Genomic DNA, 16,983 nt, shown 5'->3' with positions numbered 1-16,983 from the left:
TTGAAAACAAGCGTTGCAGTCCGCTGCCAACATCCATGTCAGCAAGGCCGTCCGGCGCACCGGACCCGCGCTGGCAGGTTTTTCCAAAAAAGCCGCAAACGCAAGCAAACAGCTTTCGAGTGTACCCGCGAAAACCCTGATTCGTCAATTTGTCTTATGTCTTATATAAGATATGATGGCGCTCCTGACATGGACCTGACCCGCAAGCCCTGCCCGCCCTCATGAACCACCCATTGCCACTGACCGACGCACCCGCTGTCGTTGCCGAATCCCCAGCGACAACCCCCGCATTCAGCCCGCTGTACCAGCAAATCAAGGGCTTGATCCTGCAAAGCCTGCAAGCGAGCGAGTGGAAGCCCGGAGAATCCATTCCCAGTGAAATGGAGCTGGCCGCGCGTTACCGGGTGAGCCAGGGCACGGTGCGCAAAGCCATCGACGAGCTGGCCAGCGGGCACTTGCTGATTCGCAAGCAAGGCAAAGGCACCTTCGTCGCGACCCACGCTGAACACCAGGTGCAATATCGGTTTTTGAAACTGGTGCCAGACCAAGGCGACCTCAACACCGAAGGCCCTGCTCAGCGCGAGATCGTCGACTGCAAACGCTTGCGCGCCTCGGCCGAGATCGCCCGCGCATTGGCTTTGCGTTCCGGTGATACCGTTTTGCAGGTTCGAAGAGTTCTTTCGTTTGCCAACGTCCCGACCATCTTGGAAGACCTGTGGTTACCCGGCGCCCCGTTCAAGGGCCTGACGGCCGAGCGCTTGGCCGACTACCACGGCCCCATGTACGCCTTGTTTGAAACCGAGTTCGGTGTGCGCATGGTCAGGGCCGAAGAAAAGATCCGAGCCGTGTTACCCGACAAGGCACAAAGGGAATTGCTGCAGTTGCCGGCCAATACGCCCTTGCTCAGTGTGGAGCGCATTGCCTACACCTACAAAGACACCCCGATGGAGCTGCGGCGCGGCTTCTACCGCACCGACACCCACCATTACCACAACGATTTGAATTGACCCCAAGCCGCCGCAACCGTCTTGTAGAAGACTGTCGCTGAAATGCTCCTGTCAGTTTGTTGCGTTGCAATAGAATTCACCGGCTTGTTATCTACAACACGAACGCGTTTCACCCAGAAAGTACCCAAATGACCGAACTCGTCCGCAAGCGGCCTGAATTCCGCAACATCAACGCCCTGAAAGACTTGCCCTCGTACCGTCTGCCGGCCGCTGGCATCGTCTCCATCCTGCACCGCATCAGCGGTTTCCTGATGTTTTTGCTCATGCCGCTGTTCATCTGGATGTTTGATAACTCCATCACCTCCGAAATTTCCTTTGCCAAGCTTTCGGCCGCTTTCGGCATCGGCATCGGTTTTGTCCCCGGCTGGTTCTTCAAGTTATTGGCACTGGCCCTGATCTGGGCCTACTTGCACCACTTCATCGCCGGTGTGCGCCATGTCTATATGGATGCTTTCCATGCCGTGACCAAAGAATTCGGCAAGTCCTCTGCCGTGGCCACCTTGGTGCTGAGCTTGGGTTTGACCGCCGTGCTGGCCGCCAAGCTGTTTGGCTTGTACTGATTTCTTCGCCCCTGACTCAAAACAACAAGGAAACTGACCTATGTCGTCCGTGAATTACGGCTCCAAACGCATCGTGACCGGTGCTGGCTACGGCTTTCGTGACTGGTTGGCCCAACGTGTGACCGCCGTCCTGATGGCTTTGTTCACCGTTGTCTTGCTGGCCCAAGTGATCTTCACCTCCGGCCCCATCGGCTACGAAGAGTGGGCTGGCATTTTTGCCTCGCAATGGATGAAGGTTTTGACTTTCAGCGTCATCATCGCCTTGCTTTACCACGTCTGGGTGGGCATGCGTGACATCTGGATGGACTACATCAAGCCCTTGGCCTTGCGCCTGGCCTTGCACGTTTTCACCCTCGTCTGGCTGGTCGGCTGTGCCGGCTGGGCTGTTCAGGCCCTGTGGCGCCTGTGATGCGTCAGCCCTCGCCTGTCATTGTGCTGAAACCACACCAACCAAGATAAACCATGAGCTATACCAAAGAGAAAATCACCACCCGCAAGTTTGATGTCGTGATTGTCGGCGCCGGTGGTTCGGGCATGCGTGCCTCGCTGCAACTGGCCCGCGCGGGCCTGAATGTGGCCGTGCTGTCCAAAGTGTTCCCCACCCGCTCGCACACCGTGGCCGCCCAAGGCGGTATCGGCGCCAGCCTGGGCAACATGTCCGACGACAACTGGCACTACCACTTCTACGACACCATCAAGGGCTCCGACTGGCTCGGCGACCAAGATGCCATCGAATTCATGTGCCGCGAAGCACCCAAGGTCGTGTATGACCTGGAGCACATGGGCATGCCATTTGACCGCAACCCGGATGGTACGATTTACCAGCGCCCGTTTGGCGGTCACACCGCCAACTACGGCGAAAAGCCGGTGCAACGCGCTTGCGCCGCTGCTGACCGTACAGGTCACGCCATGCTGCACACCCTGTACCAGCAAAACGTCGCTGCCAAAACCAGCTTTTTCGTGGAGTGGATGGCCTTGGACCTCATCCGTGACGCCGAAGGCGACGTGGTGGGCGTGACGGCTCTCGAGATGGAAACTGGCGATCTGCATGTCTTGCATGCCAAGACCGTGCTGATGGCCACCGGTGGTGCAGGCCGCATTTATGCGGCGTCTACCAACGCCTTCATCAACACCGGTGACGGATTGGGCATTGCCGCTCGTGCGGGCATTCCTCTGGAAGACATGGAGTTCTGGCAATTCCACCCCACCGGCGTGGCCGGTGCGGGCGTGTTGTTGACCGAAGGGTGCCGCGGCGAAGGCGCGATCTTGCTCAACAGCAATGGCGAACGCTTCATGGAGCGCTACGCACCCACCTTGAAAGACCTGGCCCCACGTGACTTCGTGTCCCGCTGCATGGACCAAGAGATCAAGGAAGGTCGTGGCTGCGGCCCAAACAAGGACCACGTGCTGCTCAAACTGGACCACCTGGGTTCCGAAACCATCCACAAGCGCCTGCCCTCGGTGTACGAAATCGGCGTGAACTTCGCCAACGTCGACATCACCAAAGAACCGATCCCAGTGGTGCCCACCATCCACTACCAGATGGGCGGTATCCCGACCAACATCAACGGCCAGGTCGTGACGCAAAATGCCACCGACCACAACGCCGTGGTCAATGGCTTGTATGCGGTGGGCGAGTGCTCTTGCGTATCGGTGCACGGCGCCAACCGCCTGGGCACCAACTCGTTGCTCGACTTGTTGGTGTTCGGCCGCGCTGCCGGCAACCACATCGTTGACTTCGCCAGCAAGACCAAGTCGCACAAACCCCTGCCCGCTGACGCCGCAGACTTCACCTTGAGCCGTCTGAACAAGCTCGAAGGCCGTGGTGGTGAATACGCCCAAGACGTGGCCAACGACATGCGTGCCACCATGCAGCAACACGCTGGCGTGTTCCGCACCCAGGCTTCCATGGACGAAGGCGTGCAAAAGATCGCCGCGATCCGTGAGCGCGTCAACGCGATCGGACTGAAGGACACGTCCAAAGTGTTCAACACCGCCCGCATCGAAGCCCTGGAAGTGGACAACCTGATCGAAGCCGCGCAGTCCACCATGGTGTCCGCCGCTGCCCGGCGCGAGTGCCGCGGCGCTCACACCGTGAGCGACTACGAGCGCCCAGTGGATGACGCCGTGGCCCCATTGGGCCGCGACGACGCCAACTGGATGAAGCACACCCTGTGGCACAGCGCCTCCAACAGCCTGACCTACAAGCCGGTCAAGCTCAAGCCCCTGACCGTGGACTCCGTGCCACCCAAGGTTCGCACGTTCTAAAGATTGTCTGGGCCGCGCACAAACAGTGGCGGTCCACCACCCGAATACACCAGGAGTTCTTTCATGACCCTACGCACTTTCCAGATCTACCGCTATGACCCCGACAAGGACGCCAAGCCCTACATGCAAACCATCCAGGTCGAACTGGACGGCAACGAGCGCATGTTGCTCGACGCCCTGATGAAGCTCAAGGCCGTGGACCCCAGCATTTCCTTTCGCCGCTCCTGCCGCGAAGGCGTGTGTGGTTCGGATGCGATGAACATCAACGGCAAAAACGGTTTGGCGTGCCTGACCAACATGAACACGCTGCCCGGCACCATCGTTTTGAAGCCCCTGCCCGGCCTGCCTGTGATCCGCGACGTGATCGTGGACATGACCCAGTTCTTCAAGCAGTACCACTCGATCAAGCCCTACCTGATCAACAGCACCATCCCGCCTGAGACCGAGCGCTTGCAAAGCCCGGAAGAGCGTGATGAGCTGAACGGTCTTTACGAGTGCATTTTGTGCGCCAGCTGCTCGACCAGCTGCCCCAGCTTCTGGTGGAACCCCGACAAATTCGTCGGCCCCGCCGGTTTGCTGCAGGCCTACCGCTTCATCGCCGACAGCCGAGATGAGGCCACCGCCGAGCGCCTGGACAACTTGGAAGACCCTTATCGCTTGTTCCGCTGCCACACCATCATGAACTGCGTCGACGTTTGCCCCAAGGGTCTGAACCCCACCAAGGCCATCGGCAAGATCAAAGAGATGATGGTTCGCCGCGCTGTCTGATGACCGTCACACCGATTCTTGAAGACGCATCCTTGGTGGGGGCGGACCGCCTGGCACCACTGAGTGAGCGTTCCTTGAGCAAACTGCGTTGGCGAAGCCGGCGCGGATTGCTCGAGAACGATTTGTTCATCGAGCGCTTCTTCAATCGGCACGATTCTCGCTTGACAGTTGGACAGGCTCGGGGCATGTATGTGCTGATGGACCTGTCTGACAATGATCTCATGGACTTGCTGTTGCGCCGCAAGGAACTGCAGCCCGAGATCAGCACCGAAGAGGTGCGTGAAGTCCTGGACATGTTGAGAGCGTGACCCAATCTGGATCACACCTGGAATTTTTGAGGAAACCCACCATGAAACTCGCTGATAACAAAGCCACCCTGTCGTTCTCCAATGGCAGCCCCAGCATCGACATGCCCGTGTACTCCGGCAACATCGGTCCCGATGTCATCGACATCCGCAAACTCTACGGTCAAAGCGGCATGTTCACCTACGACCCGGGTTTCCTGTCCACGGCTTCGTGTCAGTCGGCCATCACCTACATCGACGGCGACAAGGGCGAGCTGCTTTACCGCGGCTACCCCATTGAGCAACTGGCCAACAAGGCCGATTACCTCGATACCTGCTACCTGCTGCTCAATGGCGAACTGCCTGTCGGCCAGCAAAGCAAGGACTTCCACAAACTGGTCAACCAGCACACCATGGTCAACGAGCAGATGCAGTTTTTCCTGCGTGGCTTCCGCCGTGATGCGCACCCCATGGCCGTTCTGACTGGCCTGATCGGCGCCTTGTCGGCCTTCTACCACGACAGCACCGACATCAACAATCCAGAACACCGCCACATTGCAGCGATCCGATTGATCGCCAAGATGCCGACCCTGGTGGCCATGGCTTACAAATATGGCGTGGGTCAACCTTACATGTACCCTCGCAACGAACTGTCCTACGCCGGCAACTTCCTGCGCATGATGTTTGGCACCCCTTGCGAAGACTACAAGGTCAACCCTGTGCTCGAGCGCGCCATGGACCGCATCTTCACCTTGCACGCAGACCACGAACAAAACGCATCCACCTCCACCGTGCGTCTGTGCGGCTCGTCCGGCACCAACCCCTTCGCCGCCATTGCAGCGGGCGTTGCTTGTCTCTGGGGCCCTGCGCACGGCGGTGCCAACGAGGCCTGCCTGAACATGCTCGAAGACATCCAGAAAATGGGTGGCATCAGCAAAGTGGGCGAGTTCATGGAGAAAGTCAAGGACAAGAACTCCGGCGTCAAGCTGATGGGCTTCGGTCACCGTGTTTACAAAAACTACGACCCACGCGCCAAGTTGATGCAAGAAACTTGCGACGAAGTACTGAAAGAACTGGGCTTGGAAAACGATCCATTGTTCAAACTGGCCAAAGCCTTGGAAAAGATTGCCCTGGAAGACGACTACTTCGTCAGCCGCAAGCTCTACCCCAACGTGGACTTTTACTCCGGCATCGTGCAACGCGCCATCGGCATTCCCGTGAACCTGTTCACCGGCGTCTTCGCTTTGGCCCGCACTGTGGGCTGGATTGCCCAACTGAACGAAATGATCAGCGACCCCGAGTACAAAATCGGCCGCCCACGTCAGCTGTTCACCGGCTCTCCACGCCGTGATGTGATGCGTTGATCGGGATCACACTCAAACTCCGAAAGCCCGCCTTGTGCGGGCTTTTTTCTTGGGCAAGGCAATGCACCCAGTCGGCAAGCCGGATTGAGGGCACCGATGTTTTAAGGACCACAACTGGAGCGGCTGTGGCCCGGGGCTGACAGGCCGATTTGCTGGCGCGCAGCGACTGATGAGGCCTGGCAGCCCCGGGGCACAGCCGCGCAAGTCCCTGCGAGGGCAGGATCGTGTTCACGCAAGTCCCCACAGAGACCTCAGACCCTCAATGAATGGCCTGGATACGGCCCTCTATCCGCATAAAATGGCAAGTTGCACAGCAAGGAAGCACCATGGCACGCACGCTCTACGACAAGATCTGGGACGAACATGTCGTCCACACCGAAGAAGACGGCACCTCCGTCCTGTACATCGACCGCCATCTGGTGCACGAAGTCACCAGCCCGCAAGCGTTCGAAGGCCTGCGCCAAGCGGGCCGCAAGGTCTGGCGCGTCAGCTCCATCGTCGCCACCGCCGACCACAACACACCCACCACCGGCTGGGAACTGGGTTACGACGGCATCACCGACCCGATCAGCAAAGAACAAATCACCACGTTGGATGCCAACATGAAGGAAAGCGGCTCTGCCGCCTTCTTCCCCTTCCTGTCCAAGCGCCAGGGCATCGTGCACGTCATTGGCCCTGAAAATGGCGCCACCCTGCCCGGCATGACCGTGGTCTGCGGCGACTCGCACACCTCCACCCACGGCGCGTTTGGCGCACTGGCTCACGGCATCGGCACCTCCGAAGTCGAGCACGTCATGGCCACGCAGACCTTGCTGGCCAAAAAAGCCAAAAACATGCTCATCAAGGTCGAGGGCAACCTGGCCAAAGGCATCACCGGCAAAGACATCGTGCTGGCCATCATCGGCAAGATCGGCACCGCTGGCGGCACCGGCTACACCATTGAATTCGCGGGCTCTGCCATTCGCAGCCTCTCCATGGAAGGCCGCATGACGGTCTGCAACATGGCCATCGAAGGCGGCGCGCGCGCAGGCCTGGTGGCGGTGGACGACAAGACCATCGAGTACGTCAAGGGCCGTTTGCTCTCGCCAGGAACAGATCCAAAAACTGGCCAGTTTGTCGGTGGTGCCGAGTGGGACCACGCCGTGGCCTACTGGAAGACCCTGCAGTCCGACCCCGGTGCGCACTTTGACGCCGTGGTCGAACTCGACGCCAGCGCCATCGTGCCGCAAGTCACATGGGGCACCTCGCCCGAAATGGTGCTGGGCATCGACGGCCAGACGCCCGATCCGGACAAAGAAAAAGACGACGTCAAACGCGACGCCATTGAGCGCGCGCTGACCTACATGGGCTTGCAGCCGGGCAAAGCCCTGGCCGACATCACCATCGACAAAGTCTTCATCGGCTCGTGCACCAACAGCCGCATCGAAGACATGCGCGAAGCCGCTGCAGTGGTCAAAAAACTCGGCCAAAAAGTCGCCAAGAACGTCAAGCTGGCCATGGTCGTGCCCGGTTCGGGTCTGGTCAAAGTGCAAGCCGAACAAGAAGGCCTGCACGAGATCTTCAAGGCCGCAGGCTTTGAATGGCGCGAGCCGGGCTGCTCCATGTGCCTGGCCATGAACGCCGACCGCTTGGAGCCCGGCGAGCGCTGCGCATCGACGTCCAACCGCAACTTCGAAGGCCGTCAGGGCGCGGGGGGCCGCACCCACTTGGTCAGCCCGGCCATGGCGGCTGCGGCGGCCATCCACGGCCACTTTGTCGACATCCGCAAATTCGCCTGAAGCGAACGAGGAACCACACCATGCAGAAATTCACCCTCCTCCAAGGCATCGTGGCCCCCATGGACCGCGCCAACGTGGACACCGACGCCATCATCCCCAAGCAGTTCCTCAAATCGATCCGCAAGACGGGCTTTGGCCCCAACTTGTTCGACGAATGGCGCTATCTGGATGTCGGCCAACCCGGCGTGCCCGAGTCCGACCGCAAGCCCAACCCCGACTTCGTGCTGAATCAGCCGCGCTACAAAGGCGCCAAAGTCCTGCTGGCGCGCAAGAACTTTGGTTGCGGGTCTTCACGTGAACACGCGCCTTGGGCCATCGACCAATACGGCTTTCGCTGCGTGATCGCGCCCAGCTTTGCCGACATCTTCTTCAACAACTGCTTCAAGAATGGCCTCTTGCCCATCGTGTTGCCCGAGGCCGCCGTGGACCTGCTGTTCAACGAAGTGGCGGCCTTTCCCGGCTACGAACTCACGGTGGACTTGGAGCGCCAAGTCGTCGTGCGCCCCCAAGGCGAAGAAATCCCGTTCGAGGTGCAGGCCTTCCGCAAATACTGTCTGCTCAATGGCCTGGACGACATCGGCCTGACCTTGCGCCATGCCGACAAGATCAAGGCTTTTGAAGCCGAGCGCCTGGCCACCAAGCCTTGGCTGGCCCACACCGCCGTCAACGCATAAAAGAAATCTGGAATCCCCATGAAAATCGCAGTCCTCCCCGGTGATGGCATCGGCACCGAAATCGTCGCCGAAGCCGTCAAAGTCCTGAATGTGCTCGGCCTGAAGTTCGAGATGGAAACCGCTCTGGTCGGCGGCGCCGCCTACGACGCCCATGGTCACCCCCTGCCCGAAGCCACACTCAAGCTGGCGATGGACTCGGACGCCGTGCTCTTTGGCGCGGTGGGCGACTGGAAATACGACAAGCTCGACCGCCCCCTGCGCCCCGAACAAGCGATTTTGGGCCTGCGCAAAAACATGGGCCTGTTCGCCAACTTCCGCCCAGCCATTTGCTACGAGCAACTGGTAGGCGCGTCCAGCCTCAAGCCCGAGCTGATCGCGGGCCTGGACATTCTGATCATCCGCGAGCTGACCGGTGATATTTATTTCGGCCAGCCCCGCGGCCGCCGTGTGGCCACCGATGGCCACTTCCCCGGTGCCGAAGAGGCGTTTGACACCATGCGCTATTCCAAGCCCGAAATCGAGCGCATCGCCCATGTCGCCTTCCAGGCCGCCCGCAAGCGCAAAGCAGCAGGCAAAGAAGGTCGTGTGACCAGCGTGGACAAGGCCAACGTGCTGGAAACCTTCCAGTTCTGGAAGGACGTGGTCACCGAAGTCGGCAAAGAATATCCAGACATTGCGCTCGACCACATGTACGTGGACAACGCCGCCATGCAACTGGTCAAAGAACCCAAGCGTTTTGACGTGGTGGTCACTGGCAACATGTTTGGCGACATCTTGTCTGACGAAGCGTCCATGCTGACGGGCTCGATTGGCATGCTGCCCTCGGCCAGCCTGAACACGAAAAACCAAGGTCTGTACGAGCCGAGCCACGGCAGCGCCCCCGACATCGCAGGCAAAGGCGTGGCCAACCCGCTGGCGACCATCCTGAGTGCGGCCATGATGTTGCGTTTCTCCCTGAACCAAGGTGAAGCCGCAGAGCGCATCGAAGCGGCTGTGCAACAAGTGCTGGCCCAAGGCCTGCGCACAGGCGACATTTGGAGTGAAGGCACCACCAAAGTGGGTACAGCGCAAATGGGTGATGCGGTGGTCAAGGCCCTCGGCTGATCCAGCTGTCCCCCCAAAAAGCCCGGCACCGGCACAGGTGGTCGGGCTTTTTTCATGGTCAACCCGTTCAGTGCGTCAGGCCTGTCCCATGCGCACCAAACGCCCAGGGCGGGCATCGGTGATGGCGCCCTCGCGCTGCACCGCCTCACCCGCCACCCAAGTGGCCACATAGCCCTCGGCCTTTTGCACAAAGCGTTTTCCGCCTGCAGGCAAGTCGCGCACCAAACGGGGCAAACCCACGCTCAGGCGCGTCGGGTCGATCGCATTGAGATCGGCACGCATGCCAGGTGCGATCACACCCCGGTCTGACAAGCCCAGGTATTGCGCATTCCGACGGGTGAGCATTTCCACCGCCGCCTCCAAAGCGATGGGGTCACGCCCCCGATCACCCGCATGGCCCTGCACCCAATGCGAGAGCATGAAAGTCGGGAAACTGGCATCGCACACCGTGCCCACATGGGCACCCGCATCGCTCAGGCTGCTGAGGGCACGGGGGTGTGCCAGCATGCGGCGCACGGTGTCCAGTGAGCCCTCGTTGTAATTGAAGATCGGGAAATAAATCAGGCCGTCGCCACCGCCCGCACTCAAATGGTCGTAAATGGCCTCGAGCGGCGAGACCCCTGCTTGCTTGGCGCGCACCAAAAAGCTCTGCATCACCGAGGGCTCGTAGTTGAGCGTGTCCTCCAGTGCAAACATGCGCCCGCTGATCAGGTCGATTTTGGCCAACAAGATGTCCACCAGGGGTGGAATGGCGCTGCCGTCTCCAGCCAAGCGTTCTGACTTTTCAGACAAGATGCGGGCCTTGCGGGCCGGCTCGCGCAAAGCCTCGGCCCGCTGCGCGAGCGGCAGGTGCGCCACCGCCTTGTAGGACGGGAAACCCATGAAGGGGTGAAAGCTCGCGTCCAAGCCATTGAGCACCCCGATGCCGCGAACGGCCGTCTGCAAAAACAAAGGCAGTCCGGCCTGCACAGCCGCCTCGACCCGCTGCTGGATCTTCAGGTATTGCTCACCTCCGGGGTCGCGCTGCAGCCAAGTCATTGACACCGGCTTGCCGCTGGCGCTGGCGAGCGCTTCCACGCAATCGAACTCGGCATCCAACTGCTCCGGGCCATTCAGCAGGTTGAAATCGCTCACGATCTGCAGCACACCGTGGTCCAGCCCTTCAAAGGCGTGGGCCAGGCCCGTCAGCTCGTCCTGGCCCGCATTGGCGGCAGGTGTGTCTTTGCCTTCCGAGGTGCGGTGGTTGTCGCTGCGCCCGGTGCTGAAGCCAGCCGCTCCGGCCTCCAAAGCCTCGCGCAAAAGCGAGCGCATGCCCTCGATGTCTTGCGCCGTGGCCTTTTCATGCGCCAAGGCCCGCTCGCCCATCACGTACATGCGCAAGGGGTCGTGCGGCACCTGCACCAGGTAGTCCAAGCTGCGCGGTGTGGCCGCCAACGCGTCCATGTACTGGGGAAAGGTTTCCCAATTCCATCGAATGCCCTCGTGCAGCGCGGCCCCGGGAATGTCTTCCACGCCCTCCATCAACTTGATCAGATCGTCCTCATGGCCCGGGCGTTTGGGCGCAAAGCCGACGCCGCAGTTGCCCATGACCAAGGTGGTCACGCCGTGGTAAATGCTGGGTGTGAAGCACTCGTCCCAGGTGACTTGTCCGTCGTAATGGGTGTGGATGTCTACAAATCCAGGGGTGATCCACAGGCCCGTCGCGTCCATGGTTTGGTAGGCAGGCGCATCCACCTGACCCACCGCCACAATCCGACCCGCCTTTACGCCCACATCGGCCACGCGTGCCGGAGCACCGGTGCCGTCGACGACGGTGCCGTTTTTAATCAACCAATCAAGCATCTTGTCTTCTCCAATACAGGGCCAGGCCCATGCCGCTGACGATGTGCCAGATGCCCCACAGACTGGCCAAGGTCACCATGCCCAGATCGCTGCCAAACTGCACCGCGATGATGCCCAGCGCCAAGCCCGAGTTCTGCATGCCACCTTCGATCATGACCGCCCGCCGGTCGCGCTCGCTCACGCGCATGGCCTTGGCTGTGGCCCAACCCAACAGCAAGCCGCTGGCGTTGTGCAGCACCACGATCAGCAAAGTGGGCAACAGGCCCAGCGTGAGCAATTGCCGCTCTTTGATCAGGCCCGCGACAATGAACAGGATCAAGGCCCCAACGGCAAAGTGCCCCAGCGGCTTGCGAATGCGTTGCGTGAGCGCAGGCAGTCGGTGTGAAAACAGCAAACCCAGCGCCAGCGGAATGCCCAAAAGGGCCACCAAACTGAGCCAAATGCCCGAGGGGTCAATCGACAACTGGCGCAGCCAAGAAGCGGTTTCGGGGTTGGCCGCGATCATCCAGCTGAAATTGAAAGGCGTGGCAAAAAGCGCGATCACGCTGGCCACGGCCGAAATGCTGACCGACAGCGCCGTATTGCCGCGCCCCATGTGGGTGATCACGTTGCTCAGGCTGCCGCCCGGGCAGGCCGCCACCAAGATCATGGCCGCCTCGATGTTGGCGGGCAAGTCCAGCGCCAGGGTCGCCAACCAGGTGCCCACGGGCAGCAAGATGAACTGGGGAATCAGGCCACACAGCACAGCGAACGGGGTTTGCGCGACACGCCTGAAATCCGCCATCCTCAGCTCCAGCGACACCGAAAACACCATGGTCGCCAGCACCAGACTCAAAATCAATTGTTGTGTACTCATTCCGTCTTCCTTTCAAAAAGTATAGACAAGGGCTGCCCCCTGCGGGCAAAGGGTTTACGCGCAAGCCCGGGCTAGGCTGTCAGGCTCGCACAAGCCAATCCGGTACAATCAGAACCCATGTTTCACGCCCGCAAGTTCCCCCTGTACTTTGCTTCTGCCGCCGCGGCAGTGGTTGGCGCGCGCGTGATCACCACCAAAACCACGACCACGAAGGGCTGATCCGGCCTGGTTCGTCGTGCGCCCCTCCCGGCCAGACGAGCCGGGCAAACAGTCAGGTCAAACACTGTTTTAAAAACTGAAAGGGCGTTGAAATGAGCAAGTTAGTAGGTTTGGTCGGCTGGCGCGGCATGGTCGGCTCGGTTCTGATGGACCGCATGGTTCAGGAAAAAGACTTTGACCTGATCGAGCCGGTCTTCTTTTCCACCTCGAACGCGGGCGGAAAAGCCCCTGCGATGGCCAAGAACGAAACCACGCTGCAAGACGCCCACAACATCGACGCCCTCAAGCGCTGCGACATCATCATCACCGCCCAAGGCGGCGACTACACCTCCGAAGTCTTCCCCAAGCTGCGCGCTGCCGGCTGGAGCGGCCACTGGATTGACGCAGCGTCGACCCTGCGCATGGAAAAAGACGCGGTGATCATCCTGGATCCGGTCAACATGCCCGTGATCAAAAACGCCTTGGCGCACGGTGGCAAGAACTGGGTGGGCGGCAACTGCACCGTCTCGTGCATGTTGATGGGCGTGGGCGCTCTGTACAAGGCCGGTTTGGTGGAGTGGATGAGCACCCAGACCTACCAAGCGGCTTCGGGCGGCGGCGCACAACACATGCGCGAACTCTTGACCCAATACGGCAGCCTGAACGCCGAAGTCAAAGCCCTGCTGGACGACCCCAAGAGCGCCATTCTGGAAATCGACCGCAAGGTGATTGCCAAGCAACGCGCCCTCACGTCGGCTGAGACCGCCAACTTTGGTGTGCCACTGGGTGGTTCGCTGATCCCTTGGATCGACAAAGATTTGGGTATCGGAAAAAACCGGGATGAAGCCGGTTGGGGCACGTCCAAAGAAGAGTGGAAAGGGATGGCCGAGACCAACAAAATTTTGGGGCTCGGCGAAGGCTTTAACTCCGCCGCCATTCCGGTCGACGGTTTCTGTGTGCGTGTGGGCGCCATGCGTTGCCACAGCCAGGCCTTGACTTTCAAGCTGAAAAAAGACGTGCCTGTGGCCGACATCGAAGCCATGATCGCCGCCGACAACGAATGGGTCAAAGTGGTGCCCAACACCCGCGAAGCCACCATCCGCGACCTGACCCCCGTGGCGGTGACCGGCACCATGACCATTCCGGTGGGCCGTGTGCGCAAGCTGGCCATGGGCCCTGAGTATGTGGGCGCCTTCACCATCGGTGACCAACTGCTGTGGGGCGCGGCCGAACCGCTGCGCCGCATGCTGCGCATCTTGCTCGACGCTTGATGCTTGACCGAACCACGGCCCTCTGACGTCATGCCCAGCACACGCCACGCCAAGCCCCGTCACCCTGCACTGGCCAGGTCTTGGGCCATGGCCTCGGTGCTGGCCTGCGCCAGTTTGTCTGCAAAGGCTCTGAGTCTGGGTCAGGTTTACGTGGAATCGGACCTGGGCCAGCCCCTTCGGGCAGCCGTTGAAATCACCCAATACAAAGTTGAAGACCTGCGCAAGCTCAAGGTGCAACTGGCAGACCCTGCCAGTTTTGCACAAGCGGGGATGACCTTTCATCCGTCCCTGAGCGGCCTGCAGACCCGACTGGAGTTCCGTGGTGACGGCAAACCCTTCATCGCCTTGTCGGGGCAAACGCCCGTCAACGAGCACTTCATCGATGTCATCGTGGAGGCCCAATGGCCCTCTGGCCGTCTGGCCATGAACTACACGCTGCTGGTATCCCCAGCTGGGGCCGGCAAGACCAGCCCCGCAAATCTCCGCAGTGATGCGTCCATCACTGCCCCGGTGGTATCCCCCCAAGCCTTGACCGCCAAGGTGCCACCGTTGGTTGACAGCAGCGCTTCGGCAGAAGTCATCACGGTGCTATCAGGTGACACGGCCTCAAAATTGGCTTTACCTCGCATGCCCCAAGGGGTGTCGCTGGACCAGATGCTGTTGGCCATGGTGCGGGCCAATCCGGAGGCATTCATCGAAGGCAATGTGAACTTGTTGCGCGAAGGGGCCAAAGTGCGCATGCCCCTTGGCCACGAAGCTGCCCAAGTGTCGGCCGAAGAAGCTCGGCATACCGTGATTGCACAGACTGTGGACTTTGCGGCCTATGCACGGCGTTTGGCCCTATCCGCCCTGAAAGCCCAGGACGGCCCCAGCCGCGAAATGACCGGCCAGCTCGTCCCAGCGCTGCCACCCACAGCAACCCCTCTGCCTGAACGCGATCAACTGATCCTGAGCCAACGCGAAGTGACCGTCCGCAGTTCAGAAGCCCAACTGGCTGTTGAGCGCGAAATTCAGGACAAAACCAATCAATTGGCTGCCCTGAAAAAGAACTTGGAAACCCTCAAGTCCTTGTCTGCCACAAACGCTGCCACAGCGGCAAGCCCCACAGACAGCCCCGCCTTGAAGCCCAGTTTGCCTGTGGCGGTCGCCGAGCTGCCCGCCACCTCCTGGTTGGATCGGATCCGCCACAGCCCCTCCATGGGGTTGTGGGCCGCATCCCTTTTGGCCGCCATGGCGGCTTGGGTGTGGTGGGCCAGACGCCGCCCCAGCCGCGAAGCAAATTTATTTGGTACCCAGCCAACCCTGGCCCCAACTTCGGCGTGGACACAGCAGGATGAAAAGGGCATGCCCATGGCCCCTCTGCCCTCCGGCTTGCCCCCTCAATTTGCCAATCTGGACTTGAACCTGACCCCTGCACCAGATGCCCAAGCCAACCCTCCAGCGCCGTCCACACAGGGCCCCAAGACGTGAGACTCGCGCTGGGTATTTGCTATTCGGGCACGCGCTACCAAGGCTGGCAAAGCCAGGCCACAGGCCTGACGATTCAGGACAAGCTGGAAAAAGCCCTGGCACAGTTTGGCGACGTCCCCCGCGTCAGCACCTTGTGCGCGGGCCGAACCGATGCGGGCGTTCATGGCCTGATGCAGGTGGTGCACTTTGACACCCACTTGGACCGTGACACGCACGCCTGGGTGCGCGGTACCAACCGGTATTTACCCTCCGACATCGCGGTGCAATGGGCCAAGGTCGTGCCCGAGACTTTCCATTGCCGCGCCAGCGCCACAGGCAGGCGCTACATCTACGTGGTGCTTGATTCGAGCGTTCGCCCCAGCCTGGAAGCGGGACGCGTGGGTTGGGTGTACCGCCCACTGGCCGAAGCAAGCATGCGCGAAGCCAGCCAGCACCTCTTGGGTGAGCACGATTTTTCATCGTTTCGGGCCAGCAGTTGCCAGGCGCTTTCGCCTGTCAAAACGCTGCGGCACATCCGCATCACCCGGCACGGCGTTTATTGGCGTTTCGAGTTTGAGGGCAACGCCTTTTTGCACCACATGATCCGCAACATCATGGGTTGCTTGGTGACCATTGGGCAAGGCAACCAGTCCCCCGACTGGATGCGCGAAGTGCTGCTGGCCCAAAGCCGCGATGCGGCAGCGCCCACGTTTTCACCCGATGGCCTGTACTTTGCGGGCCCCATCTACAACCCCGAATGGGGCCTGCCCGACACCACCCCTGCTTTTGATTGGTTGCCATGAGCCCAAGTCACTCGCCAACCCGCCCCCCTGCGCAGCAACGCACCCGCATCAAGATGTGTGGTTTCACCCGCGAAGCCGATGTGCTGTCGGCCTGCGCCGTCGGGGCCGACGCCATCGGTTTTGTGCTCTACCCACCCAGTCCGCGCTGCGTGAGCATCGAGCGCGCGGCTGAGTTGGCCCGCCTGCTGCCCGCTTTTGTGAGCCCCGTGCTGCTCTTCGTCAACGAAACGCCCGAGCGCATCGAGGCGGCTTGCAAGGCCGTACCGGGTGCATTGCTCCAGTTTCATGGTGACGAATCGGCCGAATTTTGCGCGGCCGTGTCGCTGCGCACGGGCCGCCCCCACCTCAAAGCCGCCCGAATCCCCCTGTCTGAGGTCCACGACTTCGACTTGCTAGAATTTGCGGTCCTCCATCACGCAGCTCAAGCCCTCCTGCTCGACGCCCATGTCGACGGATACGGCGGCGGCGGAAAAACATTCCATTGGTCACTCCTGCCACCAAACGTCAATGCTCACCTCGTTTTGTCTGGTGGACTCACACCTGCAAACGTGGGCGATGGCATACGGGCGCTGCGCACGCATGGCCTGTCCCTGGCCGTTGACGTGAGCTCCGGCATCGAGGCAGGCAAGGGCCTCAAAGATGCCGACAAAATGCGGCAGTTTGTCCAGGCGGTGCGCACCGCAGACAACGGTCTCCCTTTATAAGCATTCCATGGGCTTTCCTCGGCCCCCTTAGCAGCATCCACCCCTGCAAGCAC

16 protein-coding genes are annotated in these 16,983 nt (G+C 60.7%); 14 read left to right on the top strand and 2 right to left on the bottom strand.

What is annotated here, in order from left to right:
- The first annotated feature begins 221 nt into the window (after positions 1-221).
- From LHAB_RS08500 to leuB, 10 genes are all read left to right on the top strand, one after another.
- The gene (locus LHAB_RS08500; protein WP_090045372.1) at positions 222-1,007 is read left to right on the top strand and encodes a GntR family transcriptional regulator; all 786 of its coding nucleotides are present in this window, start codon (positions 222-224) and stop codon (positions 1,005-1,007) included.
- A 128-nt stretch (positions 1,008-1,135) separates the two neighbouring features.
- The gene (gene sdhC, locus LHAB_RS08495) at positions 1,136-1,567 is read left to right on the top strand and encodes a succinate dehydrogenase, cytochrome b556 subunit (protein ID WP_090045369.1); all 432 of its coding nucleotides are present in this window, start codon (positions 1,136-1,138) and stop codon (positions 1,565-1,567) included.
- 40 nt (positions 1,568-1,607) lie between these two features.
- Positions 1,608-1,976 carry a succinate dehydrogenase, hydrophobic membrane anchor protein gene (gene sdhD / locus LHAB_RS08490; protein ID WP_062405624.1) on the top strand — a complete coding sequence of 123 codons (369 nt, stop codon included), beginning with the start codon at positions 1,608-1,610 and terminating at the stop codon, positions 1,974-1,976.
- A 53-nt stretch (positions 1,977-2,029) separates the two neighbouring features.
- Entirely contained in the window at positions 2,030-3,835 is a 1,806-nt protein-coding gene (gene sdhA / locus LHAB_RS08485; RefSeq protein ID WP_090045368.1) for a succinate dehydrogenase flavoprotein subunit, read from the top strand.
- A gap of 63 nt (positions 3,836-3,898) precedes the next feature.
- A complete protein-coding gene (locus LHAB_RS08480; RefSeq protein ID WP_019427020.1) occupies positions 3,899-4,603 on the top strand; it encodes a succinate dehydrogenase iron-sulfur subunit in 705 nt (234 codons plus the stop codon).
- Positions 4,603-4,911: an FAD assembly factor SdhE gene (locus tag LHAB_RS08475; RefSeq protein ID WP_090045366.1), complete on the top strand. Its 309-nt coding sequence runs from the start codon at positions 4,603-4,605 to the stop codon at positions 4,909-4,911. The genes LHAB_RS08480 and LHAB_RS08475 overlap by 1 nt, the downstream gene beginning before the upstream one ends.
- A 41-nt stretch (positions 4,912-4,952) precedes the next feature.
- The gene (gltA, locus tag LHAB_RS08470; protein WP_090045364.1) at positions 4,953-6,251 is read left to right on the top strand and encodes a citrate synthase; all 1,299 of its coding nucleotides are present in this window, start codon (positions 4,953-4,955) and stop codon (positions 6,249-6,251) included.
- A gap of 326 nt (positions 6,252-6,577) precedes the next feature.
- Positions 6,578-8,029, top strand: coding sequence for a 3-isopropylmalate dehydratase large subunit (gene leuC / locus LHAB_RS08465; protein ID WP_090045362.1), 1,452 nt, complete (start codon positions 6,578-6,580; stop codon positions 8,027-8,029).
- Positions 8,030-8,049: 20 nt separating this feature from the next.
- Complete coding sequence (leuD, locus tag LHAB_RS08460) at positions 8,050-8,703, top strand: 3-isopropylmalate dehydratase small subunit (protein ID WP_090045360.1); 654 nt, start codon at positions 8,050-8,052, stop codon at positions 8,701-8,703.
- Between the two features lie 18 nt (positions 8,704-8,721).
- Positions 8,722-9,807, top strand: coding sequence for a 3-isopropylmalate dehydrogenase (leuB, locus tag LHAB_RS08455; protein ID WP_090045358.1), 1,086 nt, complete (start codon positions 8,722-8,724; stop codon positions 9,805-9,807).
- Positions 9,808-9,882: 75 nt separating this feature from the next.
- Here the strand turns inward: leuB and LHAB_RS08450 are convergent, their stop codons facing one another.
- Both LHAB_RS08450 and LHAB_RS08445 read right to left on the bottom strand, forming a co-directional pair.
- Positions 9,883-11,649, bottom strand: coding sequence for an N-acyl-D-amino-acid deacylase family protein (locus tag LHAB_RS08450; RefSeq protein ID WP_090045356.1), 1,767 nt, complete (start codon positions 11,647-11,649; stop codon positions 9,883-9,885).
- On the bottom strand, positions 11,642-12,505 hold the full coding sequence (locus LHAB_RS08445; protein ID WP_090045355.1) for a bile acid:sodium symporter family protein: 864 nt from the start codon (positions 12,503-12,505) through the stop codon (positions 11,642-11,644). Before LHAB_RS08445 ends, LHAB_RS08450 begins: the two co-directional genes overlap by 8 nt.
- A 311-nt stretch (positions 12,506-12,816) precedes the next feature.
- Between LHAB_RS08445 and asd the strand changes: the two genes are divergently transcribed.
- From asd to LHAB_RS08425, 4 genes are read left to right on the top strand one after another with little or no spacing between them, the layout of a single operon-like run.
- The gene (asd, locus tag LHAB_RS08440; protein WP_090045353.1) at positions 12,817-13,974 is read left to right on the top strand and encodes an aspartate-semialdehyde dehydrogenase; all 1,158 of its coding nucleotides are present in this window, start codon (positions 12,817-12,819) and stop codon (positions 13,972-13,974) included.
- Positions 13,975-14,004: 30 nt separating this feature from the next.
- Positions 14,005-15,444, top strand: a complete 1,440-nt coding sequence (locus tag LHAB_RS08435; protein WP_090045352.1) for a type IV pilus assembly protein FimV — start codon at positions 14,005-14,007, stop codon at positions 15,442-15,444.
- Positions 15,441-16,226, top strand: a complete 786-nt coding sequence (gene truA, locus LHAB_RS08430) for a tRNA pseudouridine(38-40) synthase TruA (protein WP_090045350.1) — start codon at positions 15,441-15,443, stop codon at positions 16,224-16,226. Before LHAB_RS08435 ends, truA begins: the two co-directional genes overlap by 4 nt.
- Positions 16,223-16,930: a phosphoribosylanthranilate isomerase gene (locus LHAB_RS08425; protein ID WP_090045349.1), complete on the top strand. Its 708-nt coding sequence runs from the start codon at positions 16,223-16,225 to the stop codon at positions 16,928-16,930. Before truA ends, LHAB_RS08425 begins: the two co-directional genes overlap by 4 nt.
- Positions 16,931-16,983 lie beyond the last annotated feature (53 nt).

Origin of the sequence: Limnohabitans sp. 2KL-27, assembly GCF_001269345.1 — a bacterium.
Lineage (GTDB): Bacteria > Pseudomonadota > Gammaproteobacteria > Burkholderiales > Burkholderiaceae_C > Limnohabitans_A.
Note: the sequence above shows the minus strand (reverse complement) of the source record. Positions and strands in the feature narration are given on the sequence as shown.